General features: G+C 73.1%; 16 protein-coding genes and 1 pseudogene. 11 read left to right on the top strand and 6 right to left on the bottom strand.

The window, feature by feature from the left end:
* The first annotated feature begins 158 nt into the window (after positions 1–158).
* From ABT034_RS07940 to ABT034_RS07915, 6 genes are all read left to right on the top strand, one after another.
* Positions 159–3,479, top strand: a complete 3,321-nt coding sequence (locus ABT034_RS07940; protein ID WP_351212645.1) for a S8 family peptidase — start codon at positions 159–161, stop codon at positions 3,477–3,479.
* Between the two features lie 443 nt (positions 3,480–3,922).
* Complete coding sequence (locus ABT034_RS07935; RefSeq protein WP_351212441.1) at positions 3,923–4,174, top strand: hypothetical protein; 252 nt, start codon at positions 3,923–3,925, stop codon at positions 4,172–4,174.
* Between the two features lie 134 nt (positions 4,175–4,308).
* Positions 4,309–5,088, top strand: coding sequence for a biotin/lipoyl-containing protein (locus tag ABT034_RS07930; RefSeq protein WP_351212439.1), 780 nt, complete (start codon positions 4,309–4,311; stop codon positions 5,086–5,088).
* Positions 5,085–7,328, top strand: a complete 2,244-nt coding sequence (locus ABT034_RS07925; protein WP_351212437.1) for an NHLP family bacteriocin export ABC transporter peptidase/permease/ATPase subunit — start codon at positions 5,085–5,087, stop codon at positions 7,326–7,328. The genes ABT034_RS07930 and ABT034_RS07925 overlap by 4 nt, the downstream gene beginning before the upstream one ends.
* Before the next feature lies 1 nt (position 7,329).
* A complete protein-coding gene (locus tag ABT034_RS07920; protein WP_351212435.1) occupies positions 7,330–10,248 on the top strand; it encodes an NHLP bacteriocin export ABC transporter permease/ATPase subunit in 2,919 nt (972 codons plus the stop codon).
* Positions 10,249–10,335: 87 nt separating this feature from the next.
* Positions 10,336–11,601 carry a cation:proton antiporter gene (locus ABT034_RS07915; protein ID WP_351212433.1) on the top strand — a complete coding sequence of 422 codons (1,266 nt, stop codon included), beginning with the start codon at positions 10,336–10,338 and terminating at the stop codon, positions 11,599–11,601.
* A gap of 24 nt (positions 11,602–11,625) precedes the next feature.
* Here the strand turns inward: ABT034_RS07915 and ABT034_RS07910 are convergent, their stop codons facing one another.
* Positions 11,626–12,855: an aminotransferase class V-fold PLP-dependent enzyme gene (locus ABT034_RS07910; RefSeq protein WP_351212431.1), complete on the bottom strand. Its 1,230-nt coding sequence runs from the start codon at positions 12,853–12,855 to the stop codon at positions 11,626–11,628.
* 66 nt (positions 12,856–12,921) lie between these two features.
* On the opposite strand from ABT034_RS07910, the pseudogene ABT034_RS07905 reads away from it, so the two are divergent.
* Together ABT034_RS07905 and ABT034_RS07900 are read left to right on the top strand one after the other, a co-directional pair.
* Positions 12,922–13,221 (top strand): annotated as a pseudogene (locus ABT034_RS07905) (PAS domain-containing protein); the annotation flags it as partial.
* Between the two features lie 90 nt (positions 13,222–13,311).
* Complete coding sequence (locus ABT034_RS07900) at positions 13,312–15,399, top strand: SpoIIE family protein phosphatase (protein WP_351212644.1); 2,088 nt, start codon at positions 13,312–13,314, stop codon at positions 15,397–15,399.
* Between the two features lie 310 nt (positions 15,400–15,709).
* On the opposite strand, the gene ABT034_RS07895 is transcribed toward ABT034_RS07900, so the two are convergent.
* Entirely contained in the window at positions 15,710–16,696 is a 987-nt protein-coding gene (locus ABT034_RS07895) for a TerC family protein (protein WP_351212429.1), read from the bottom strand.
* A 168-nt stretch (positions 16,697–16,864) separates the two neighbouring features.
* Here ABT034_RS07895 and ABT034_RS07890 point away from each other — a divergent pair, with 168 nt between their 5' ends.
* The 3 genes from ABT034_RS07890 to ABT034_RS07880 all read left to right on the top strand — a co-directional run bounded on the left by ABT034_RS07890 (position 16,865) and on the right by ABT034_RS07880 (position 20,063).
* Positions 16,865–18,766, top strand: coding sequence for an SMI1/KNR4 family protein (locus ABT034_RS07890; RefSeq protein WP_351212427.1), 1,902 nt, complete (start codon positions 16,865–16,867; stop codon positions 18,764–18,766).
* A 100-nt stretch (positions 18,767–18,866) separates the two neighbouring features.
* The gene (locus tag ABT034_RS07885; protein ID WP_351212425.1) at positions 18,867–19,370 is read left to right on the top strand and encodes a DUF4265 domain-containing protein; all 504 of its coding nucleotides are present in this window, start codon (positions 18,867–18,869) and stop codon (positions 19,368–19,370) included.
* A gap of 159 nt (positions 19,371–19,529) precedes the next feature.
* Positions 19,530–20,063 (top strand): EF-hand domain-containing protein, encoded by a 534-nt coding sequence (locus ABT034_RS07880; RefSeq protein ID WP_351212423.1) that lies wholly within the window; start codon positions 19,530–19,532, stop codon positions 20,061–20,063.
* A 64-nt stretch (positions 20,064–20,127) separates the two neighbouring features.
* Here ABT034_RS07880 and ABT034_RS07875 read toward each other — a convergent pair whose 3' ends face one another.
* The 4 genes from ABT034_RS07875 to ABT034_RS07860 are packed head-to-tail and all read right to left on the bottom strand — an operon-like array spanning position 20,128 to position 24,363.
* Complete coding sequence (locus tag ABT034_RS07875; protein ID WP_351212421.1) at positions 20,128–21,033, bottom strand: class I SAM-dependent methyltransferase; 906 nt, start codon at positions 21,031–21,033, stop codon at positions 20,128–20,130.
* A 53-nt stretch (positions 21,034–21,086) separates the two neighbouring features.
* A complete protein-coding gene (locus tag ABT034_RS07870; RefSeq protein ID WP_351212642.1) occupies positions 21,087–22,193 on the bottom strand; it encodes an NAD(P)-dependent alcohol dehydrogenase in 1,107 nt (368 codons plus the stop codon).
* Between the two features lie 2 nt (positions 22,194–22,195).
* Positions 22,196–23,599, bottom strand: a complete 1,404-nt coding sequence (locus tag ABT034_RS07865) for an aldehyde dehydrogenase family protein (protein WP_351212419.1) — start codon at positions 23,597–23,599, stop codon at positions 22,196–22,198.
* Between the two features lie 8 nt (positions 23,600–23,607).
* Complete coding sequence (locus ABT034_RS07860; RefSeq protein ID WP_351212640.1) at positions 23,608–24,363, bottom strand: (5-formylfuran-3-yl)methyl phosphate synthase; 756 nt, start codon at positions 24,361–24,363, stop codon at positions 23,608–23,610.
* Between the last annotated feature and the right edge of the window lie 112 nt (positions 24,364–24,475).

Genomic DNA, 24,475 nt, shown 5'->3' with positions numbered 1-24,475 from the left:
GCCATACTGCGCTGGCCGGCGGCGGGCGCCCTCGTACCCCTGTCCGGAGAGACCACTCGACCTCATTCCAAGCTCCTGGGGGAGACTTGCGCGCACATGTGAAGAGAGCAGGCGCCTTCACCATCGCGGCGGCCACATCGGTGGCCCTGACAGCAGGCATGACCGGCCCCGCGACGGCGGTCGTCGCGCACCCTAAGGCGGTCGTCGCGCACCCGACGGCCGCACCGGACATCACCCGCGTCGGCGGCGACCGGCGCGTCCCGCTGATCACGGGCGACCGCGTCGTGGTGGACGCCGAGGGCCGGATGGTGGGCTTCGAGCCCGCCGAGGGCCGTGAGCACATACCCGTACAGGTGCGGCGCACCGCGGACCAGACCCTGGTGGTGCCCAGCGACGCCCAGCGTCTGATCGCCACGGGCAGGCTGGACCAGCGGCTGTTCGACCTCGCCGTGCTCACCGACCCGCGACTGCGCGCGAGCCACCGCGCCGGGCTCAAGCTGATCGTGCGGTACGAAGGGGGTGCCGGCGCCGCCGCGCGGGCCCAGGTGCGCGCTGCCGGCGACACCGAGGTGCGGCGTACGTTCCCGACCCTCGACGCCGACGCCATCCGTACGTCACCGGACGACGTGGCGAAGGTGTGGGACGCGCTGACCAACGAGCAGCGGACCGGCGCGCGCGCCGCCGCCTCCGGTATCGCCACGGTGTGGCTGGACGGGGTGCGCAGGGCGAACCTGGACCGCGGCGTCCCGCAGATCGGCGCCGACAAGGCATGGGCGTCCGGGTTCGACGGCAAGGGCGTCACGATCGCCGTCCTCGACACCGGCGTCGACCGGACCCACGACGACCTCAGCACCCAGGTCGTCGGCGAGAAGAACTTCTCCGCCTCCGCCGACGCCGTGGACCGCGTCGGCCACGGCACCCATGTCGCGTCGATCGCCGCCGGCACCGGCGCCAAGTCCGGCGGCCGGTACAAGGGCGTCGCCCCCGGCGCCAAGGTGATCAGCGGGAAGGTCCTCGACGACGAGGGCTTCGGGGACGACTCCGCCGTCATCGCGGGCATGGAGTGGGCCGCCGCCGAAGGCGCGGACGTGGTCAACCTCAGCCTCGGCGGCATGGACAGCCCCGGCGTCGACCCGCTGGAAGCGGCGGTGAACACGCTGACCGCCGAGAAGGGGATCCTCTTCGCCGTCGCGGCGGGCAACGACGGCGAGTACGGCGAGTCGTCGCTGGGCTCACCGGGCAGCGCGGACGCGGCGCTGACCGTCGGCGCGGTCGACAAGGACGACAAGCCGGCGGCCTTCTCCAGCATCGGGCCGCGCGCCGAGGACGGTGCCGTCAAGCCGGACGTGACCGCGCCGGGGGTGGCGATCACCGCGGCCGCCGCGCCTGGCAGTGCCCTCGACACCCGCCCCGGCGTTCCGCACCCGGCCCCCGGCTATCTGCAGATCGACGGCACCTCCATGGCCACGCCCCACGTGGCGGGCGCGGCCGCGATCCTCAAGCAGCAGCATCCGGACTGGAAGTCCACCGAGCTGAAGGGCGCGCTGATCGCGTCCACCAAGGGCGGCGATCACAGCGCCTTCCAGCAGGGCTCGGGCCGTATCCAGGTCGACCGGGCGCTGGCGCAGAGCGTGATCGCCGATCCGGTCTCGCTGAGCTTCGGCGTGGCGCGGTGGCCCCACGCCGACGACCCGCTGGCCACCAAGAAGCTCGGCTACCGCAACCTCGGGACCAGCGACGTCACCCTCGACCTGTCGGTGTCCACCCTCGACCCGGCGGGCAAGCCGGCCCCGGCCGGGTTCTTCTCGCTCGGCGCCTCGAAGGTGACCGTGCCCGCCGGCGGGAGGGTCGAGGTCGACCTGATCGCCGACACCAGGCTCGGCGACGCCGACGGCAGCTATTCGGGCTACGTCACCGCCACCGGTGCGGGTCAGTCCGTCCGTACGGCGGCGGTCGCCGTCCGCGAGGCGGAGTCCTACGACGTCACGCTCCGGACCGTCGGCCGCGACGGCACGGAAGCCTCCCATTTCTCCCACACCCTGTACGGCGTCGGCGGCGCGGCCAAGGGATTCCTCGCGCGTGTCGACAGCGAGGCGGGGCCGCGCACGATCCGGGTGCCCAAGGGTTCGTACACCTTCGACACGGCCGTCTACGAGGACCCTTCTGACTTCAGCAAGGGCACCGACTGGATCGCCCAGCCGAAGCTGGAGATCTCCGCCGACACCACGCTGACCGCCGACGCGCGGACCACCAAGCCGGTGAACCTGACGGTGCCCGGCCTGGACACGGCGGACTTCGGCGGCACGTTCTACGACCTCGCCACCGAGATCGGCACCGTCGGCCACGGCTGGGTGCTCCCCGGCTTCACCGGCTTCCGCACCGCCCACCTGGGTCCGGCCGTCACCGACGGCACGCTTCTGCAGGCCTGGGACGCGCACTTCGTCAAGGACGCCACCACCCAGTACTCGGTGGCCTTCGGCGGCAGGGCGAGCAAGGTCGCGACCGGCTACACCAAGCACGTGAAGGCGGGCGAGCTGGCCACGCTCAAGGTCGGGCTCGGCTCGTCGGCGCCCGGGAAGACCGCGCTCGCCGCACCCTTCCCCCATCTGCCGGGCGCTTCTCCGGGCAACGCGTTCTCCGCGCACCAGGCGACGCCCGGCATCCGCACCTTCCTCGTCTCCACCACCGACGGTGTCACCTGGCTGACGAGATCCGGCCAGTACGGCGAGCCCGACGAGTGGGGCCCGACCGGCGAGGGCGGCCACGCGATGGTCCGGCCGAAGCGTTACGAGGCCGGCCGGACGTACCGGGAGACGTTCAACACGGGTGTCTTCGGCCCGCTCCTGGGCGAGGTCATGGGTGTCTTCCGCACCGCGCCCGACCCGGCCACGGGCGAGCAGCAGCTCGTCGGGGCCCTTCCGCTGTTCGCCGACGGCGCGGGGCACGCGGGTTCCACGCCGCACACCTCTGCCACGTCGACGCTGTACCGCGACGGGGTCGAGGTCGCCGAGAACGACGACCCGCTGACCGGCGCGGAGCCCTTCACGGTCGGTGCCGCCGACGCCGAGTACCGGCTGACGACCACCGTGGAGCGCTCGGCGAAGATCGCCGCCGCCTCGACCCGTATCGACACCAGCTTCACGTTCCGCTCGAAGCAGGTCACGGCCACCACGGCGCTGCCGGTGTCCACGGTCCGCTTCGCGCCCCCCGTCGACCTCGCCTCGCGCGCCCCCGCGGGAGCGCCGGTCCTGGTCCCGGTGACCGTGCAGGGCGCGGCGGCGGGGAAGAACCTCAGGTCGCTCGCCGTGTCCGTGAGCTACGACGCCGGGAAGACCTGGCAGCTCGTGAAGGTCAGGGACGGCAGGATCGCCGTGAAGAACCCGGCGAAGGGCAGCGGCATCTCCCTCTCCGCCGAGGTCACGGACAGGCAGGGCAACACGTCGACGCTGACGATCCGCGACGCGTGGCTCGGCAAGTGACGCCGTCCCGTTGACCGCTCGCACGTGAACCGGCGTCACCACCCTCGGGTGGTGACGCCGCACGGCTGTCTGCCGGAAACTCGCACATTGTGTGCGTGACGCGGGCACAGCCTCCTCACGGGCTCTCCGACACGACCAGGTGACGGCGTACAGCTGTCCGCGTTCGCCCCGTTTTCTCCCGCCCGCGTCCCGCACCGCGCGAATCTGTTACCCGGTCCTGCGGAGAAGCTGTCGGTGTTCGGTGAAACAAGCTGCACGCCTGCCTCCCGAGCGTCACATCCGGGCCCGAAAGGGCGTCAACCGAGTTGGCCCGGTCACTCGTTCGCGTGCTTTGATCTGGCCCGTCGCGGTGAAACGGAGGAGCGGCTTCCCCCCTCTTATCCGCCACCCGCCGGGCCCCCGCGGCACAAGGATTCCCCCCATGGACAAGAAAGGTGCGCCCCATGCGTAACGACATCGAGACCCGCGAGATCGACGACACCGAGCTCGACGCCGTCTCCGGCGGTCTCGTCAGCGTCAACGGCGGTCTCGCCGGCGCCGTGACCGGCGACGTCACCAACCTGCTCGGCACCGTCGGCAACCTGCAGACCGTGCAGGGCGTCGAGGGTCTCGTCGGCGGCGTCCCCGGCCTGGCCCAGGGCATCACCGGCGTGTCGGTGAACACGAGCGCCGTCACCGGTCTCGCCGGTCTCTGAGCGAGCCTCCTGCCGTGGACCCCGGAGCGATTCCCGCTCCGGGGTCCACGGCGGAACCCGTGGCAGGGCCACACGTCATGGCCGCGGCGCGGACACGGTGAGACGAAAGCAGCCGAAGGAACAGTCACCAGCCCATGCAATTCCGCCAGAAGGCTCTGTCCAAGCTGCAGTCCCCCGAGGAACTCGAACTTCCCGTGCGCTTCGCGCGCCCCCAGGGAAGGTTCGTCCTCGCGGTCACCGCCCTCGTCATCACCGCCGCCGGATTCTGGGCCCTCACCGGCACCGTCACCGACCGGCTCACCGCCCCCGGCGTCCTCACCCACGCCCAGGGCAGGTACCTGTTGCAGAGTCCCGTCGCCGGGCAGGTGACCGAGGTCCTCGTCACCGAGGGCACGCGGGTCGCCGCCGGCACACCGCTCGTCGTCGTCCGCACGGCACAGGGCGACCGGCCCGTGCGCGCGGTCGCCGGGGGCCGTCTGACGGCGCTCCTCGCCCGCACCGGCACGGTCGTGGCGACCGGCGCCGACGTCGCGACCGTCGAACGCGTCACGGACCCGGACGACCCCCTCATGGCCGTCCTCTACGTGCCCGGCGGCGACAGCGGCTCCCTCCGCGTCGGCGCAACCGTCGACGTCAACGTCCGCTCGGCGTCGCGGAGCACGCACGGCGCCCTGCGCGGCCGCGTCGCCTCCGTCGGCGGCGCGCCCCAGACCCCGGCCCAGATCGCCGGCTTCCTCGGCGACGAGGGGCTCGCCGCCGAGTTCACCCGGCAGGGCAACCCGGTGGCCGTCCTCGTCTCCCTGGAACTCCCGCCCGTCCCCGACGGCTCCCCGCGGACCGCCGCCTCGGGAACGCCGGTCACCGGCGCCGTCCACCTATCCGCCCACCGCCCCGTCGACTGGCTGCTCCCGTGAACCGCGCCGCACCGCAGGCCCCCCGCACCCGCACCACTCCCCCCGCCCCACGGACCCGCCGCCGCGCGGCCCCGCCCAAGGGCAGGACGCCGCGCCCGGTCCGTACCCCCACCGTCCTTCAGATGGAGGCCGTGGAGTGCGGCGCGGCCGCCCTCGCCATGGTGCTCGCCCACTACGGCCGGTTCGTCCCCCTGGAGGAGCTCCGCATCGCCTGCGGCGTCTCGCGTGACGGCTCGCGGGCGAGCAACCTCCTGAAAGCGGCACGCAGTTACGGCCTCCAGGCCAAGGGCATGCAGATGGACCTCGCGGCCCTCGCGGGGGTCGCCGCCCCGGCCGTGCTGTTCTGGGAGTTCAACCACTACGTCGTGTACGACGGCATGACCCGGCGCCCCGGCCGCCGCGGTGTCCACGTCAACGACCCGGGCAAGGGCCGCCGGTTCGTGCCCATGGAGGAGTTCGACACCGCCTTCACCGGCATCGTCCTCGTCCTCGAACCCGGCCCCGACTTCCGCCGCGGCGGCCGCGGGCCCGGCCTCCTCGGCGCCGTGCCGGGTCGGCTGCGCGGCATGTCCGGCACCATGGCCGCCGCCGTGCTCGCCAGCCTCCTCCTGGTCGTCGTCGGCGCGTGGGTGCCCGCCCTGAGCCGTACGTACATCGACATGTTCCTCATCGGCGGACGGTCCTCGCTGCTCGGCGTGCTGCTCGCCGCCATGGCCGTCGCGCTGGTCCTCACCGCCACCCTCACCGCGCTCCAGCAGGCCAACCTGCTGCGCGGGCGCATCGTCTCCTCGACCCTGACCGGCGCCCGCTTCCTACGGCACCTGCTCCGCCTCCCCGTCGCCTTCTACGCCCAGCGCGGCCCCGCCGACCTGGTGCAGCGGCTGCGGTCCAACGACACCGTCGCCGAGACCCTCGCCCGCGACCTGTCGGCGGCAGGCGTGGACTCCCTCGTCGTCCTGCTCTACGCCGTCCTGCTGTGGACGTACGACCCCCAACTCACGCTCGTCGGCGTCGGCGTGGCCCTCCTGAACGTGGTGGCGATGCGGATCACGGTCCGCGTACGGGCCACGGGCGCGGGGAAGCTGCGCGCCGAGAGTGCCCGCCTCGCGAACACCTCGTACGGCGGGCTCCAGCTCATCGAGACGGTCAAGGCGACGGGCGGCGAGGACGGCTTCTTCCGCCGCTGGGCGGGGCAGCACGCCGTCACCCTCGACGTACAGCAGCGCCTCGGCGTGCCCACCGCCTGGCTGGCGGTCGTCGCGCCCACGCTCGCCGCCGTCAACAGCGCCCTGATCCTGATGATCGGCGGTCTGCGGGCCGTCGAAGGCCATCTGACGGTCGGTCTGCTCGTCGCCTTCCAGGCCTTGGTGACCGCCTTCACCGCGCCGATCGCCCGCCTGGGCGGAGTCGTCGGCCGCGCGCAGGACTTCGCCGTCGACGTCGCCCGGCTCCGGGACGTCGAGAACTTCCCGGTCGATCCGGTCCACACCCGCCGCGAGCCCGCCGGGCCCGCCCGCCGCCTCGCCGGCCATGTCGAACTCGACCGCGTCACCTTCGGCTACAGCCCGCTCGACGCGCCCCTGCTCAAGGACTTCTCGATGACGGTCGGTCCTGGGCAGCAGGTCGCGCTCGTCGGCGGCTCCGGCAGCGGCAAGTCCACCGTCTCCCGGCTCATCGCGGGCCTGTACGCCCCCTGGGAGGGCGCCCTGCGCATCGACGGGATGCCGCTCGCGGACATCCCGCGCGGCGCCCTCGCCGCCTCGGTCTCCTTCGTCGACCAGGACGTCTTCCTCTTCGAGGGGACCGTCCGCGACAACGTGGCCCTGTGGGACCCCTCGATTTCCGACGAGGCCGTCGTCGCGGCGCTCGCCGACGCCGCCGTCCTCGACGTCGTCTCCCGGCGGCCCGGCGGGATCCGCAGCAGGGTCGAGCAGGACGGCCGGAACTTCTCCGGCGGCCAGCGCCAGCGCCTGGAACTCGCCCGGGCCCTCGTCCGCGATCCCAGCGTCCTCGTTCTCGACGAGGTGACCAGCGCCCTGGACGCGGACACCGAGCGGGCCGTCATCGACAACCTGCGCCGCCGCGGCTGCGCGTGCGTGGTCATCGCCCACCGGCTCAGCACGGTCCGCGACAGCGACGAGATCCTCGTACTGGACCGGGGCGCGGTCGTGGAGCGCGGACCCCACGCGTACCTGCTGGCCTCGGGCGGCCGGTACGCGGACCTGGTGAAGGAGCACTGAGGTGACGTTCCCTCATCCGGTCACGGCGACGGCCGGCCCCTCGTCCCCCGACCCGGTGGTCGCCGCCCTGGGCGCCCTCGGCACACCGGTCGACGGCACGGGCCTGCGCAGCCTGCCCCTGGAGGGGCCGTGGGTGCTCTGGCTCGTCGTCCACGGCCATCTGGACCTCTTCGCCGTCGACGTGGCGGGGCTCGGGCCCTGGCACTTCCTCGGCCGTCTCGACGCGGGCGCGCTGCTGCTCGGCCCCGCCGAGGGCCCCGGCCACACCCTCGTCGGCCGCCCCTCCCAGGAGTGCCTGCTGCGCCGGATCGAACTGCGCGAACTGCTCCAGGCACCGGGGCACGCGGGCGGGTACGGGAACGGATCCGCGTACGGGTACGAGTACGGGTACGACTACGGGTACGACTACGGGTACGGGTACGGGGTCGATGCCGCCGCCCCGCCCGCCCTGAGCCCGCTGGAGGAGGCCTTCGCCCGCGGGATCGGCCGTGGCCTGCGCGTCCTGTACGAGGCTCCGCTCGACGGCCGCGCCGACGCCGGGCAGGGCGCGGAGGACGACGAGATCGTCTGGATGCCGATCACACCGGGGAGCGTAGGTTACGGCTCCGCGTACGAGCCGCACGCGCCCGGCACGCTCCTCGTCGACGCGGCGATGTGGCAGGGCATGGTGGATCAGCAGCACCGGCTCCTGTACGCCCTGGACGACTGGATCGAGCAGCGCCGGCGCGACCACGAGGACCGTACGGCCGCCGGTCTCGCGGCGGGCCGCGCGGCGGGCAGCGAGGGTGACCGGGCGCTCCTGGCCGCCCTCGGCCGCTCCGGCGGCGGCCCCCGGCGCGGCGGCGCCGCGGACGCGACACTGGCGGTGTGCCGTCTGGTCGCCGCGGACGCCCGCATCACGCTCGCCGACGCGTCCGCCACGGGCGGGGAGTCCGACCCGACGGACGGCGGACGGAACGACCCGGTCGAGCGCCTCGCCCACGCCTCCCGCGTCCGCACCCGCACCGTCGGGCTGCGCGGCCGCTGGTGGCGGGAGAACTGCGGTCCGCTCCTCGGCCGGCGCGAGCCGGACGGCGCGCCCGTCGCCCTGCTGTGGCGGCGCGGCGGCTACGTGGCGGCCGACCCCGGCGGCGGGCGGGAGCGGATCGACGAGGACAACGAGGACGGCTTCGAGCGGCGGGCCGTCATGTTCTACCGCCCCCTGCCCGAGGGCCGGCTCGGTCTCGCGCGACTCCTCCGCTTCAGCCTGGGCGGCACCCGGCAGGACCTGCGCGGCCTGCTCCTGGCCGGGCTCGTCTCCGTGGTGCTCGGGGCGACGGTGCCGCTGGCGACCGGCCGGATCCTCGGGCAGTACGTGCCGCAGGGCCGCGGCGACCTCATCGTCGTCACGGCGGTCGCCCTCCTCGCGGCCACCGCCGTCGGGGCCGCGTCCCTGCTGGCGCAGAACATCGCCCTGCTGCGGATGGAGGGCCGGATCGAGGCCACCCTCCAGCCCGCCGTCTGGGACCGGCTCCTGCGCCTGCCGGCCACCTTCTTCACCGGCCGCTCGACGGGCGAACTGGCCAACGCGGCCATGGGCATCAGCGCCGTACGCCGCATGCTGTCCGGCATCGCCCCCGTCTGTCTCCAGGCGGGCACCATCGGCACCGTGAACCTCGTCCTGCTGCTCGTCCACAGCGTGAAGCTGGCGCTGGTGGCACTCGCCCTGATCCTCGTCGTCGCCGCGGTCCTCCTCACCCTCGGGCTGTGGCAGCTGCGCCACCAGCGGCGGCTGACCGAGCTCGGCAACCGGCTCGACAACCAGACCTTCCAGACCCTGCGCGGCCTGCCGAAGCTGCGGGTCGCGGCGGCCGAGAGCTTCGCGTACGCCGCCTGGGCGCGGGAGTTCGCCCGGACCCGGGTCCTCCAGCAGCGCGCCGGCCGGATCCAGAACGCCCTGACGGTCCTGGGCGCCGTCTGCCTGCCGCTCTGCACCCTGGTGATGTTCGCCCTGCTCGCGGGGCCGGCCCGCGGGGCGATGTCCGCCGCCGGGTTCCTCACGTTCTCCACCGCCCTGACGATGCTGCTGTCCTCGGTGACCCAGGCGATCGGCGCACTCCTCTCGGTCGCCGCCGTCCTGCCCGTCTTCGAACAGGTCGTGCCGATCCTGAAGGCCGCCCCGGAGGTACGTTCCGACGCCGCCCGCCCCGGCACGCTCACCGGCGCCGTGGAGGCCCGGGGTCTCTCGTACCGCTACTCCCCCGAAGGCCCCCTCGTCCTCGACGGCGTCGACCTCCGGGTCAGGCCCGGCGAGTTCGTCGCGGTCGTCGGCCCCAGCGGCTGCGGCAAGTCGACCCTCCTGCGCCTGCTCATCGGCTTCGACCGGCCCACCGAGGGCAGCGTCCTGTACGACGGCCAGGACCTCGCCGCACTCGACCAGACGGCGGTGCGGCGCCAGTGCGGGGTCGTCCTGCAGAACGCCCAGCCCCTGACCGGCTCGATCCTGGAGTGCGTACGGGGCGCAGAGGACCGCACCCTGGAGGAGGTCGAGCGGGCCGTGACGCTTGCGGGGCTCGCCGACGACATCCGGGCCATGCCGATGGGCCTGCACACCATGCTGTCCGACGGCGGCGCCACCCTCTCCGGGGGCCAGCGCCAGCGCCTGATGATCGCCCAGGCCCTCGTCCGGACGCCCAGGATCCTGTTCCTCGACGAGGCGACCAGCGCCCTCGACAACGAGACCCAGCGGCAGGTGATCGAGGCCACCCGGGCCCTGCGCACCACCCGCGTGGTCATCGCCCACCGCCTGTCCACGATCATGGGCGCCGACCGGGTGATCGCCATGGCGGAGGGCCGCGTCGTCCAGGACGGCACCCCGGCCGACCTGCTCGCCGACACGGCCGGCCTCTTCCACAGCCTGGTCCGCCGCCAACTGCGCTGACGGGCCACCGCGAGGGGCGCCGCGCGGACTCCGGGGCCGCGGCGGCGATCACGCATGGAGGAGGCCGTTTCGGACAGGATGTGCGGAATGATCCTCTCCGACACCGTCTACCTTGCGATGGGCCTGGGTGCGCTCGGCGCGGCCGTCGTACCGAGGCTCGTGTTCAAGCGGCCCCTCTCCATGCCGATGGTCTTCCTCGCCGCCGGCGTGGTCGTGGCGGCGTTGCCGTTGCCCGTGCCGACGGTGGACCCGGTGCGGGACCGGCTCTGGGTCGAGCACCTGACCGAACTGTGCGTGATCGTGTCCCTGATGGGAGCCGGTCTCGCCCTCAACCGGCCCTTCGGCCTCCGGGCGTGGGGCGGGCCCTGGCGCCTGCTCGGCATCAGCCTGCCCCTGACCATCGCCGGGACGGCGCTCATCGCCGTACTCCTGCTCGACTGGCCACCGGCGCTCGCCCTGCTCGTCGCCGCGGTACTCGCGCCGACCGACCCCGTCCTCGCGGCGGAGGTGAGAGTGGGGGAACCCACGGACGCGGAGAACGACGAGGACGAGGTCCGGTTCACCCTCACCGCCGAGGCCGGGCTCAACGACGGACTGGCCTTCCCGTTCGTCCTGGCGGCCCTCGCCCTCGCCACGGCGGCCGGCGACGGCTGGTCGGCGGAGTGGATCGGACGATGGGTACTCGTCGACGTCCTGGCCAGGATCGCGGCCGGCGTCGCGGTGGGGATCGTGGCCGGACGGCTGCTGGGCCGGATGTTCTTCCGCGCGCGGACGGACGCGCTGCGCCTCTCGGAGCACATGGAGGGGTTCGTCGCCCTGGGCGCCACGTTCCTGGCGTACGGGGCGGCCGAACTCCTCCACGGCTACGGCTTCCTCGCCGTGTTCGTGACGGCCTGCACGATCCGCGCGGCCGAGCGCAGCCACGGCTACCACCGGGTGCTGCACGAGTTCACCGAGCAGATCGAACGCCTCCTCACGGTCTGTCTGCTCTTCCTGCTCGGGGGCTTCCTCGCCGCGGGCGGCCTGCGAGCCCTCACCTGGCAGGGCGCGCTCGTCGCCGTGGCGCTCGTCCTCGTCGTCAGGCCGGCGGCGGGGTGGCTCGGTCTGATCGGCTCCGCCGCGGGACCGAGGGAGAAGGGGGTCATCGCCTTCTTCGGCATCCGGGGCATCGGCTCGCTGTTCTACCTCGCGTACGCACTCGGCCACGGCGACACCTTCGCGGCCGACGCGCGGCAGCTCTGGTCGGTGGTCGCCTTCACCGTCCTGCTCTCGGTCGTCGTCCACGGCGCTGCCGCGACCCCGGTCATCCGAAGCGTCGACCGGCTGCGCCGCTCCTCGCCCGGACCGCCCTGAGCGGCCGGTTCCCAGCCGTCGCGGTCAGCTCCGGGACGCGGTGCGGGACCATGCGCCGAGGACGGGGACACAGCGTTCGGCGAAGTACTCGAAATCGGCGGCCGTGTTGTACACGTGGGTCGACAGGCGCAGGTAGCCGACGCCGCCGAAGCTGGTGAACGCCGCGGCGACGCCCAGTTCCCGGCCCACGCGGTCGCGCAGCGCGTCGGCCTCGGCGCGGGTCGCGGCCAGCGGGGCGGGCAGCCGTACGAGCCGCAGGGCACCGACCGGCGTGCCGACGTCCACTCGGCAGTCCTCGCCGGTCAGTTCGGAGAAGGCGTCGGCCAGGATCCGCTCCGCGTAGTCCGCCAGTTCGCGCATGTAGGTGCGGGCGGTCTCCCACCCCCAGGTGTCCGCCACGAAACCGAGCGCGGTCGGAGCGGCGAGGTAGCTGGTGGCGTCGACGGTGCCCTGGGTGTCGAAGCGGTCCGGGAACGGGTCGGGGGCGCCCCAGGAGTCGATCAGGGGGAAGAGGCGGTCCCGCAGGGGCGTGCGCGCGACCAGCGCCGCGGTGCCGCGCGGGGCGCAGCCGAACTTGTGGAGGTTGCCGACCCAGACGTCGCAGTCGACGCCGGCGAGGGGGTCGGCGGCGAGCCCGGGGACGTGCGCGCCGTCCACAAGGACCGGGATGCCGCGGCGGCGGGCTTCGGCGGCGATCCGCCCGACGGGCATCCAGCGGGCGGTGGCCGAGGTGATGTGGTCGATGACGACGAGCCCGGTCGCCTCGCCCATCGCGGCCACGACGCAGGCGTAGGCGGTGTCCTCGTCGGCGTCGAGCGGGACGTGGGCGGTGCGCAGGGTGCCGCCCCAGCGCCGGGCGAGACGTTCGGCGCCCATGGTCACCGCGCCGTAGCCGTGATCGGTGACCAGCACCTCTCCGCCGGGGCGCGTCGGCACACCGCCGTAGACGACGCTGGCGCCGGCGCTCGCGTTCGGTACGAGGGCGAGGTCGTCGGCCTCGACCCGCAGGAAGCGGGCCAGCGATTCCCGCGCGGCGGCGATCCTTCCGGGCAGCGCGGGGAACCACGCGACGGGCGAGGCCTCCATCTGCCGGCGTCTGCGGTCCTGCTCCCGCTGGGCCGCGAGGGGGACGGCGCCGAAGGACCCGTGGTTGAGGTGCGTGACCGCCGGATCGAGCGACCAGGCGGCGGCCGCCGGGCGCCCGTCGGGCAGGACCAGGGGGCGCGGCGCGGGGGCGAGGTCAAGGGTGCTCACGTGACTCCCAAGAGCAGGACATCGAAGACAGGAAGCTAGCAGGAGGGGAAACGGCGTTCTGCCGGGGTGCCGGCTGAGCGGTGGGGCCGAGCCGACCCGAGGTGCCGTGGGCCGGGGAAGGGAGCATCCTGGAGGACAGCAGCGGCCCACAGGTCCCCAGGGTTGTGCCGACAAGGGGAGACGCATGTGACACCTCCCGCCGGTGGCGATGGGCGGCAGGGGCCCGGCACGGACGGTGCCGCGGCCGCGCTGCTCGATGACCGGGGCCGTGTCGTCTGGTGGTCACGCGCCGCTGAGGAGCTTCTCGGCTGGACGAGTGCCCAGGTATCCGGGACACCCGCCCGGAACCTCCTCGCACCGGACACGACCGCCGAGCGGCCGCCCGGAAGCGATGGTGGCGGGCGTCTACGACTCCGCCACAGCTCGGGCACGGTGGTCGAGGCCGACGTACTCCTGATGAGCTCCGACACCCCGGGCGGGACCCTCGTCGTGGCCGAGGGCCCCGGGGGCCCGGCGGGCTGGGACCAGGACACCGCCTTCGCCCGCGCCGTCCTGAGCCAGGACCGCATCGCCGTCGCCGAACTCGACATGGACCTGCGGGTCGTCCGTACCAACGCCGCCTTCGACGCCCTGCGGCCCGACGGGTGCGGCGACGACTGGTTGCGCGACCTGCCGGGCTCGGGCATCCACGGGACCGTGCGGGGGTTCATGACGGAGGTCGCCGACACGGGGTCGCCCGTCATCGCGGCCGAGTACCCGTTCGGGGCCGACCGCGTGCTGTCCCTCACCTGCGTCCGGCTCGGCGACCCGCTCGGGGTGCCCGTCGGCATCGCGATCGCCGCGATCGAGGTCACCGAGAGGTACCGCGCCCAGCAGCGCCTCTCCACGGCCTACCGGAGTGCGATCGAGATCGGCGACTCGCTCGACGTGATGCACAGCGCCCGCGATCTGGTGGCCGTCCTGGTGCCCGCCCTCGGCGACCTCGCCTGCGTCGACTTCCCCGACGACGTCCTCCAGGGGCGCGACCCGCCCCTCGGCTACCCCGGGGTGGAGGCGTCCGCGCCGCGGCGCGTCGCCGTCCGGTCGGCCGACGGCGTCTGGCCCCGCGAGCTGACGCAGATGGGCGAGCGGACCCCGGCCGTGCCGGAGAGCCCCGAGGTCGCCCCGCTGGTCGTCGGCGAGGTGATCGTCGCGGACGCCGCTCTGCTCCGGGAGATCATGGGACACGACCCGCGGCTCATCGCCCGTTACATGCCCGAGGGCATGCGCGGCTCTCTCGGCTGCCCGCTCTACCACCGCGGCCGGTTCTACGGGTTCGCCTCCGTGTACCGCACGCAGAACCCCGCCCCGTTCGACGAAGCCGACATCAAGCTCATGCAGGATCTGTGCCATCGGGCGGCGCTCGCGGTCGACAACGCCTTCCGGTTCACGCGCGAGCATCACACGGCCGTCGTGCTCCAGCAGAGCCTGCTGCCCCCGTCGGCCAGCGAGAGCGCCGCGGCCGAGACCGCCGGCACCTATCTGCCGGCGGCCGGCAGCGTCAGCGTCGGCGGCGACTGGTTCGACACGTTCCCGCTGTCGTCGCTGCGGATCGCGCTCGTCGTCGGCGACGTCATCGGCCACGGACTGCAGGCCACCGCCACGATGGCCCGGCTGCGCACCGCCGTGCAGACCCTAGCCGACCTGGATCTCCCGCCGGACGAGCTCCTCATGCGTCTCGACGACCTGGTGCAGCGCATGATGGCCGAGGCCGAGGAGGCCGACACGCTCGGGGCCTCCTGCCTGTTCGCCCTCTACGATCCGGTGACCCGGGTCTGCCAGATGGCCAGCGCCGGCCACCCGCCGCCGGCCGTGGTGCTGCCGGACGGCAGCGCCGAGTACCTCGCCGTGGCCCCCGGACCGACGCTGGGCGTAGGAGACAACCCCTTCGAGGTGTTCACCACGACGCTGCCGCCCGGCAGCGTCCTCGCCCTCTACACCGACGGTCTCATCCGTCGCGACGACGACACCGCGGACGCCGAGGCCGGCCTGCTCGCCTCACTCGGTCGGCTGGTGCGGGCCGGGGAACCCCTCGACCGGATCGGAGCCGAGCTGATCGCCGGTCACCCCGCCCACGAGTATCCGGACGACGACGTCACCCTTCTGCTGGCCCGCACCCGGGCCGTGGCCGAGGAGTCCACGTCGATGTGGGAGTACCCCGCCGACCCGGCGGCGGTGCACGACGCCCGTGCCGACGTCAACGCCCAGCTGGCGGCCTGGGGCCTGGTCGAGCAGGCGTTCGCCACGGAACTGATCGTCAGCGAACTCGTCACCAACGCTGTCCGCTACGCGGGTGGCCCCATCGTGCTGCGCCTGATCCGCGACCGCGTCCTGGTCTGCGAGGTGACCGATCCCAGCAACACCCAGCCCCGGCTGCGCCGGGCCCTGAACACCGACGAAGGCGGCCGGGGCCTGTTCCTCATCGCCCAGTTGGCGACCCGCTGGGGCTGCCGCTACGGGGCGCGCGGCAAGACGATCTGGACGGAGCAGGCTCTCGCGCCCTGAGGCCGGGCGTGCGGGCAGCGCGGTGCCCCTCGCCCGCGAGCCGCGCTCGCAGGTCGGAGGAAGGCCTCAGGCCTTTGCGCGGGCTTCCGGTGTGTGACGTCGTGACTTGGGTACGTAGTCGGCGCACTGGGGGTTGTGGCACGGCCCCGGACCCCACGCGGGCACGAAGACGCCCAGCGTCTTGTGGCGGGTGATCTCGGCGGTGACGGGCTGCCCACACTCGTGACACGTATACGAGTCGACGTCGTGTTCCTTTTTGACCATATTTTTACGATATTCCGGAACGGGTCAACGGGAAAGTGGAAGCGCGTCATTCTTCGCGTGCGGGGTCGTGAGGGGGCCCGGATCCGCTGTCCGGGGGTTCGGCGGGCGGCCTCGCCAGGCTGAGGCCGACCGAGCCGGCCAGGACGACGACGATCACCGCGAGGCTGACCACGGAGGGGATCTCCGGAATGCTGGGGCTGATCGTCTTGTGGGACGCCTGGAGGATGAGCTTGACGCCGATGAAGGACAGGATGATCGCGAGGCCCTTGTTGAGGTAGTGGAAGCGGTCGAGGAGGCCGGCCAGCATGAAGTACAGGGCGCGCAGGCCCAGGATGGCGAAGGCATTGCTGGTGTAGACGATGAACGCGTCGTCGCTGACGGCCAGGACGGCCGGGACGCTGTCGACGGCGAAGATCAGGTCGGCCGCCTCGATGGCCGCGACCACCGCGAGCAGCGGGGTGGCCATGCGCTTCCCGGCCTCTTTGACGAAGAACTTCGTCCCGGCGTACTCGTCACGTACCGGGACGACCTTGCGGAGCATCCTCACCGCGATGCTCCTGCCGGGGTCGAAGCTCTCCGCCTCGTCCTTGAGCAGCTTGTACGTGCTGTAGAACAGGACGGCCGCGAAGGCGAAGAGGACCGCGGTGAAGCGGCTGACCACGGCCACGCCGAGGGACAGGAAGATCCCGCGGAAGACGAGGGCGCCGATCACGCCGAAGAACAGAACCCGGTGCTGGTAGGCGCGGGGCACCTTGAAGTACGCGAAGATCACGGCGAAGACGAAGAGGTTGTCGACCGACAGGCTCTTCTCCAGCAGCCACGCCGTCGTGTACTCGGTCCCCGCCGTCGTCCCGAGGACGAGGAAGACGACGCCGCCGAAGACGAGCGCGAGACTCACCCACAGCCCGCTCCAGGCGGCGGCCTCCTTGAAGCCGATCACATGAGCGGACCGGTGCGCCAGCAAGTCCACCGCGAGCGACACGACCACCGTCGCGGCGAACGCCCCCCACAGCCAGAACGGGACCTGGAGCACACCGGGCACTTTCGCCGTGGGCCGGAACCGAAGTGCGCCGACCCCATACACAGGAGTCTGCGGTATCCCGCTCGGCGCGGCACGTCGGCCCGTCCGCGGGGAGTCCCTCCGTCCCGTCCGTCCCCGTCAGGGGGTGTCGCTGTCAGTGCCGGGTGACACCATCCGTGCATGAGCGAAAAGCCGTTCGACTGGCATGAGTTCCTGCGGCGCTGGCAGGAGGAGTGGGTTCCGCGTGCGGACGCGGACGGCGAGGACAGCGAGGATGCCGAGGAGGTCGTCCTTCCGGCCAGGCCCGGCGCTGACGAGGCGGTGATCGGTGCGGCCGAGAAGCGGCTGGGGCGGCGGCTGCCGCCCTCGTACCGGGCGTTCCTGGCCGTGAGCGACGGGTGGTACGTGGACCAGCCGGCCGGGATCTACCAGCTCGGCGGCGCCGCGGACATCGACTGGTTCCGGGACCCGTTCGACATGACGTCGCTGTACGAGCAGAACCTCGGCGACGACCCGCGCGAGGAGGACGTCCTGCTGGCCGGGATGTGGCGCCGGGCGCTGCGCCTGGAGACGGACTCCGACATCTCGTCCGCCCTGCTCGACCCGGGCGACGTCGGCGAGGACGGCGAGTGGGCGCTCTACGTCTACAAGGGGTGGAGTGGCGAATCGCCGGACCGCTACCCGTCGTTCCGCGCGTACATGGAGGCCATGTACCGCCGGTTCCACGCCGACCGGGTGGAGCGACCCGACTTCGTGAACGCGACCACGCGCGCCCAGGACGCCCACGTGGAGGAGGCCCGTCTGCTGGCCCTGCGCGGGCGGTACGAGGAGGCCCTGCCCCTGCTTGAGGAGGCCAGGTCCTTCGGACGGCCCGGGAGCGCCGTCCTCCTGGACCAGATGCGGCAGCTGCTGGCTCCGGGCGGCTCCTGGGACTACGGCGGCCTGGTGGCCGATCCGCGCTACCTGCCGGAGATCCTGCCCCTGGCGGCGATGCGGCCGGCCGGCGACGAACGGCGGCCGGGCGGGGACGAGCACTGGCTGAAGATGATGGCCGCCCGCGGGGTCGCCCGGGCGACCGCCGAGGCGGTGCTGAGGACGGTGGGGGACGGCACCCATCGCTATGCGCCTCCCGGTCCGTGGGGCCGGGCCGTCGCCGAGGCACGGGAGCACTCGCGCTGGGGTCCCACCGACGCCGCGTGGCGGGTCCTGCGGCACGCGCTACCGCTGTGGGTGCCGCCGGGCCCCCTGCTGATCGCGCCGATCGGGCTGCTCGCGGACCCGGTCCTGGGTCCGCTGGTCACCCCGGAGCGCGGGCGGGAGATCCTCGCGACACCGAGGGCCGGGGAGACGGGCCCCGCCCCCGTGCCGGTGCCCGACCTCGACCCGCCGGGCCTCACCTGGCTGACGGAACCGGCCCCGTACCGGCAACCGTTCAAGGGCTACCGCTGTGTCTGGGTCGAGGGGACCGATCCTGCCCGTCTACCCGCCCTGATCGGCGAGGAGGGCGCGGGGCTGAGCGCACCCGCGGATCCGCGCCGGGTTCTGTCGCGGGCGCCGAGGCCCCACGAGCGGGAGGGCGTGGAACTGTGGGAGGACCGGGCCGTGGTCGCCGTCGGCCGCACCGCCGAGGAGTGGGCCTTCGCCTTCGACGGCCACTCCCACCAGCACCTGCACGATCTGTTCCTGTCCCCCGCGTCGGCTGCTTCCTCGTCCGGCCGTGCGGTGGTGGTGTGGCGCGACCCCGGGAGCACGTCGCCGGGTGACCGTCCGGCCGCGTTCCACCTGTCGGTGGCGGACCAGGGCGAGGAGCTCTACGCCTTCACCGTGCGGGGTACGGAGATCCAGCGCTCGGGCGCGATACCGGAGGCCCTGGACCCGGCGCGCCTGCTCCGCCCGGAGGACAGCGAGACAGACGGCGAACGGCGTCTGCTGGAGGCCCTGCACACCGTCCTCGGGCTCTCGCTCCCCCGCTTCGCACTGACCCAGGGCAAGCTCCGTACCTTCACCACCCGGTCCTGGACCCGGGCGCCACGCGCGGGCGAGGGGTTCGCCTACGCCTATCTCGTCCGGCACCGGTCCTGAGTCCGACCGAGAGGAGCCGCCCTTTCCCGCGTACGGGCAGACGTACCCGCGTTCGACCCCCGAGGGCGAGCGTCCGGCCGCGTACGCGATCATTGCGGGCATGACCTCCCTGACTCCCTCCGACCCCGGCGCTGCTGAAGACGATCGGATCAAGGTGTGGTTCCGGTTCGTGCCGCGCGAGGGCTGGCTTCCCTACGACACCGAGGGGCTCTGGGCCACCCGGGTGAGCCGTGACACCGCCCGGCTGGAGAACATCCCCTTCCTGCAGGACGGGGTGGCCGAGGGCGAGGTCGTGCGGTTCGCGACGGACACCGACGGTCTCCACTGGGCGAAGGAGCGGGTGGAGGCGTCGGACAACTGCACCATCCGTGTCCTGCCCGTCGCCTCCGGCCCCCTGGGGCGAAGCGCCCGGGCCGTGCACGAGCGGCTGTCCCCCTTCGGGCTGGGCGGTGAGGTCTACAGCGACACGTTCCCGCTGGTCGCCCTCACCGTGCCGGGCGACGCGGACCTCGCCGGGATCAAGGCGTTGCTCGTCCGCGGCGAGGAGGACGGGTGGTGGCACTACGAGGTGCCCTGTGCCACCGACGCCTGGCACGACGCGTAGCTCCTCGGGTCCGAGCCGCTCGGGCTGATTGTCAGTGAACTCACTCCTTCCGGTACGGGAGACCGCCTCACCGTCACGCCGCTGTCCCCTCACGGTTACGTAGAGGCACTCATTGAGCCAGGCCCCGGATCGACGGGCCCCGGAAGACAGGTGACGGACATGCGAACTGAGGCCGCCCAGCGGGTCGAGCTGGTCTTCTCCCTCTTCGACGCCAACGGCAACGGAGTCATCGACTCCGACGACTTCGACCTCATGACGGGTCGTGTTCTGGAGGCGGCGACCGCGTCGGACGCGGGCGCCAAGGCAGCCATCCGCGCCGCGTTCCGCCGCTACTGGACGACGCTCGCCACTGAACTGGACGCCAACGGCGACGGTGTGATCACGCTCGACGAGTTCCGTCCGTTCGTGCTCGACCCCGACCGCTTCGGTCCCACGATCAGCGAGTTCGCCACGGCGCTCGCCGCACTCGGCGACCCCGACGAGGACGGCCTGATCGAGCGCCCGCTCTTCCTGTCGCTCATGACGGCGATCGGCTTCGAGAAGGCGAACATCCACGCGCTCTTCGACGCCTTCGGCCCGGACGCCGAGGACCGCATCCTTGTGACCACGTGGGCCGCCGGGATCGAGGACTACTACGCGCCGGACAAGGCCGGGATTCCGGGTGACCAGTTGGTGGCCGCACGGGCCGTCTGACACGGTCCGCGCACGGCCGTCCCGGGACGGCCGTGCGCGGACGGCCACGTGAGCGCCGCGGACGTCAGGGCCGGGGCTTGTGCGCGAACACCCACCGGTTCCCCTCCAGCGCGTCGTTCGGCTCGGGGAGGGGGCCGCGCCGGTGCCGGCGGGTGAAGTCGAAGGGCGTGTGCATCGACGTGGACCAGCCCCTGGCCGCCAGGTCGCCCGCGGAGTCGGGTCGTGGGCCCGGGTCGAAGAGGTGGAGCAGGTCGATGCCGATCTGCTCGCGCGTCGCCGTGTAGATCGGGCTGTCGCGGTACGCGAGGAGATCCTTCTCCAGCTTGGCCTCGAAGGCCAGAGCGCTGCCTCCGGTGGTCAATCTGTCCACCGTGTCGATGAGATACGTCTCGGCGGGGCCCGGCAGGTAGAAGAGCAGCCCCTCGGCCAGCCAGACGCTCGGTACGGCCGGGTCGAAGCCGGCGGTGGTCAGCGCGGTGACCCAGTCCGCGCGCAGGTCGACCGGCACGGGTACGCGCTTGACCGTCGGGACGGCCGCCAGGTCCGTGAGCACCTGCTGCTTGAAGTCCAGCACGCCCGCCCTGTCGATCTCGAAGACCTGTACGTCGGACGGCCAGTCAAGGCGGAAGGCGCGCGTGTCCAACCCCGCGCCCAGCAGGACCACTTGGCGGGCGTCCGTACGGACCGACCCGAGCAGGAAGTCGTCGAGGACCCTGGTCCGCAGGCCGAAGTAGCGGGCGAACCTCCCCCACAGCGGGTTGCCGTCCCCCTCCGGGACCTGTTCGATGCGTACCGGCCAGTCCGCGCATGCCGGGGCGGCGCGCACGAAGTGTTCCGCGTAGACGTCCTGGGCCAGGCTGTCGTGGCGGTGGGTCTCGATCGCCCGTGCCGCGGCGACCAGGAGGGCGGTCAGGCCCACACCTCCGTCCACGCCTTCCACGCCTGCCTGCTGCGGCGCCGTGCCGGCCATGTTTCCTCCGTTGGCAAAACTGAAGCGAGTGGGGAGAGCACAGGGGTGTCTGCTCATCGGCTCGTCCTCTCCGGGAGCAGGACGGGTTTGACCACGCGGCCGGCTTCGCAGTCGCGTTCGGCCTCGTTGATGTCGGCCAGCGGGTAGGTGCGGATCAGCTGGTCGAAGGGGAAGCGGCCGGCCTGCCAGAGACCGGTGAGCCGGGGTATCAGCAGTCCGGGTACGGCGTCCCCTTCGCAGATGTGGCGCATGCTGCGGCCTCGGTCGAGCGTGCCGGGTTCGAGCGGCAGCGCGGTGTGGAGGCGTGCCACGAGGCCGAGGGTGCCGGTGGGGCGCAGCGCCTGGAGCGCGTGGTTGATGAGCGGGGCCGAGGCCGTGGTGTCCAGGGCGTACTGCGCGCCGCCGTCGGTGAGCCGTCGGATCTGTTCGGGCAGTCGGGCCGTTCCGGCGGGCAGGGCGATCGCGCCGAAACGTTCGGCCAGGGACAGCCGGTGGGGGTGCCGGTCGACGGCCACGGTCCGTACGCCCGCGGCGGTGGCGGCCATCACCGCGGCGAGGCCCACGGCTCCGGCGCCCAGGACCGTCAGGGTGTCGCCTGGGCCCGCGCCGAAGGTGTTCAGTACGGCTCCGGCGCCGGTGAGGAAGCCGCAGCCGAGGGGCCCGAGGAGTTCGAGCGGCAGCGCGGGGTCGATCCGGACGGCGTTGCGGGCCGGGACGAGCGCGTACTCCGCGAACGAGGACTGGCCGAACCAGCGGGGGGCCAGCGCCTTCCCGGTCGCGTCGGTGAGCCGCGGCGGTTCCTCCTCGCGTCCTCCGAAGAGGTTGAGGGAGGCGAAGGAGTCGCAGTAGGCGGGGGCCGCGGCGCGGCAGTTCCGGCAGTGTCCGCAGGAGTCGAAGCTCAGTACGACGTGGTCACCCACGTCGATCGCGGTGTCGGGGCCGCTGCCCGTCCGCACCACGACTCCGGCGCCCTCGTGGCCGAGGACGGCGGGCAGGGGGCTGCGGCCGGCGGAGCGCCGTACCGCGAGATCGGTCCGGCACATCCCGGCGCCCGCGATCTCGACCAGGATCTCGCCGGCGGCGGGTTCCGTCCGCAGGGTCACCTCCTCGACGGTGAAGGGGTGCTCGTACGAGCGCAGTACGGCCGCCTGGAACCGCATCGTCACGCCTCCCGCGGGCGGTGGACGACGAACGGCCGGAGGTTTCCGTAGAGCCCCCACGGTCCGCCCGCGACGCCGACCCCGCTGTCCTTGACGCCCGCGAAGGGCTGGGCGAGGGACAGTTCGGCGTGGTGGTTGATCCAGGCCGTGCCGCATTCGAGCCGGTCGGCCACCGCCTCGGCCCGGTCGGGATCGGTGCCCCAGACGGAGCCGCCGAGACCGAAGCCGGTGCCGTTGGCCGCGTCGACGGCCTCGTCGAGGCTCCGGTACGGCAGTACCGGCAGGACCGGCCCGAACTGCTCCCCGGTCACCACCGGGCTGTCGGGCGGGACGTCGGTGAGGATGGTGGGGGCGAAGAAGTAGCCCGGCCGGTCGAGCCGGTGGCCGCCGGCCGCCGCCCTGGCGCCGGCCGCCACGGCCTGCCGCGTGACCTGCTCGACCCGGGCCAGCTGGGGGGCGTTGTTGACCGGCCCGAGCCGGGTGTCCGGATCGAGCCCGGATCCGACGGCGACGGTCTTCGCGCGGTGGGCGAGGGCCTCGACGACCTCGGCGTGGAGCCGGGCCGGGACGTAGACGCGTTTGACCGCCATGCACACCTGTCCGCAGTTGCGGAACGCCGCCCAGAACAGCCGGTCCGCGATCCGGTCCACGTCGACGTCGTCCAGGAGGACGGCGGCGTCGTTGCCGCCCAGTTCCAGGGTGACCCGGGCGAGCGAGGCCGCCGCCGCTTCGGCGACGGCACGCCCGGTGGGCACCGAGCCGGTGAAGGTGACGTGGCGGATGCCCGGGTGGGCGGCGAGGCGGGCGCCGAGGGGTTCGCGGCCGGTGACGACGGTCAGGACGTCCTCGGGCAGGACACCGGCGAGGACGGAGCCGAGCAGCCGGGTGGCGAGCGGAGTGTACGGAGACGGTTTGAGGACCATGGTGTTGCCCGCCGCGAGCGCGGGCGCGAACTTCGCCGCCGCGAGCTGGAGGGGAAAGTTCCACGGGACGATCGCGGCGACGGGTCCGAGGGAGCGCCAGCGGATCTCGCTGTGCACGGGCCGGCCGTCGTCGATCCGGCGGGTCCGTGGGGCCAGGTCGGCGAAGTAGCGCAGGCGGGCAGCGGTACGGGCGACCTCCGCGTACGACTCGGCCAGCGGCTTGCCCTGTTCCCGGGTGAGCAACCGGGCCAGGTCGTCGCCCGCCGTCTCCACGGCGTCGGCCGCACCGCGCAACGCGGCGGTGCGGGTGGCGGGTTCGGCGCGCCAGCCGCGCCAGGCCCGCTGGGCGCGGGCGACCACGGCGTCCAACTCGCCCGGCTGCTGGTCGGGGGCCTCGTCGAAGGTCTCCCCGGTGGCCGGGTCGACGACGGGGAAGCGTACGGTCCGGCGTACGGGGGCGCGGCGGGCCTCAGGCGTCGGCATTCCGGCGGTCAGTTCCCGGTGGGGACGCCGACGGCGTGCTCCCGGGCCTGCCGGTCCATCTCCGCCCGGAAGGCGGCGACCAGGTGCGGCTGGATCCTGCCGGCGTTCCGGTCACCGCCCGCGCAGACCGCTCCCCGCACGCCCACGATGTCCGTGCCGATACGGGTCAGCGGACCGAGGTCGGCCTGTTTGACGCTGCCCGCGAGGGCGGCGAGCAGCCCGGAGGCGTGGGCGCGGCGGACGAACTCGGCGCAGGCGTCCGGCGGCACGTGGTCGAAGAGCCGGGACCCGTCCTTGATCGCGGTGTCCAGCATGGCCGCGTCGGCACCGGAGCGGGCGGCGATGTCGGGGAGGGCGAGCGGGTTGACGCAGCCGACGCGGTGGGCGTCGGCGTAGCCGGAGGCGACGACGAGCGCGTCCGGCCGGTGGTCCTTCACCGCCCGGACGACCGCGCGCATGACCTCGATGCCCTGGTCGGGGGTGGTGCAGCCGTAGAGGCCGACCTTGATGTACGTGGCGCCGGAGACGACCGCGCCGAGCGCGGCCTGCGCCACCGTGCCGGGCTTGTACGGCACGTCGCCGACGGTGGCGGACACCGGCTTGTCCGCCGGCACGGCGTCGCGGATCTCCCGGATGACCCACGGGAAGTTGGCGCCGAGGGAACCCTCGTCGGGCTTCTTGACGTCGACGATGTCGAGGTGATCCGCCGCCTTCGCACAGTCGAGGGCCTCCTCGACGCCGTCCGGGGAGATGAGAAGCAACACCGTGAACTCCTTCCGCCGCGAGTCCGCCCGGCCGAGGGACGGGGAACCGCGGCTCACCTGGTCCATGTGCGGTGTGCTCATCTTTTCCGCCGCCCGTGCGCACCGACAGGGC

Source organism: Streptomyces sp. NPDC002773 (assembly GCF_040295605.1).
GTDB lineage: Bacteria > Actinomycetota > Actinomycetes > Streptomycetales > Streptomycetaceae > Streptomyces.
The sequence above is the reverse complement of the archived record's forward strand: the minus strand, read 5'-3'. Positions and strand labels throughout refer to the sequence as shown.

What these genes read in the sequence shown, in the direction of transcription:
- ABT034_RS07940 (WP_351212645.1), top strand. Translation starts at nt 159, where the DNA reads ATGACCGGCCCCGCGACGGCGGTCGTCGCGCACCCTAAGGCGGTCGTC.
- ABT034_RS07935 (WP_351212441.1), top strand. Translation starts at nt 3,923, where the DNA reads ATGCGTAACGACATCGAGACCCGCGAGATCGACGACACCGAGCTCGAC.
- ABT034_RS07930 (WP_351212439.1), top strand. Translation starts at nt 4,309, where the DNA reads ATGCAATTCCGCCAGAAGGCTCTGTCCAAGCTGCAGTCCCCCGAGGAA.
- ABT034_RS07915 (WP_351212433.1), top strand. Translation starts at nt 10,336, where the DNA reads ATGATCCTCTCCGACACCGTCTACCTTGCGATGGGCCTGGGTGCGCTC.
- ABT034_RS07900 (WP_351212644.1), top strand. Translation starts at nt 13,312, where the DNA reads ATGAGCTCCGACACCCCGGGCGGGACCCTCGTCGTGGCCGAGGGCCCC.
- ABT034_RS07890 (WP_351212427.1), top strand. Translation starts at nt 16,865, where the DNA reads ATGAGCGAAAAGCCGTTCGACTGGCATGAGTTCCTGCGGCGCTGGCAG.
- ABT034_RS07885 (WP_351212425.1), top strand. Translation starts at nt 18,867, where the DNA reads ATGACCTCCCTGACTCCCTCCGACCCCGGCGCTGCTGAAGACGATCGG.
- ABT034_RS07880 (WP_351212423.1), top strand. Translation starts at nt 19,530, where the DNA reads ATGCGAACTGAGGCCGCCCAGCGGGTCGAGCTGGTCTTCTCCCTCTTC.
- ABT034_RS07875 (WP_351212421.1), bottom strand. Translation starts at nt 21,033, where the DNA reads ATGGCCGGCACGGCGCCGCAGCAGGCAGGCGTGGAAGGCGTGGACGGA.
- ABT034_RS07870 (WP_351212642.1), bottom strand. Translation starts at nt 22,193, where the DNA reads ATGCGGTTCCAGGCGGCCGTACTGCGCTCGTACGAGCACCCCTTCACC.
- ABT034_RS07865 (WP_351212419.1), bottom strand. Translation starts at nt 23,599, where the DNA reads ATGCCGACGCCTGAGGCCCGCCGCGCCCCCGTACGCCGGACCGTACGC.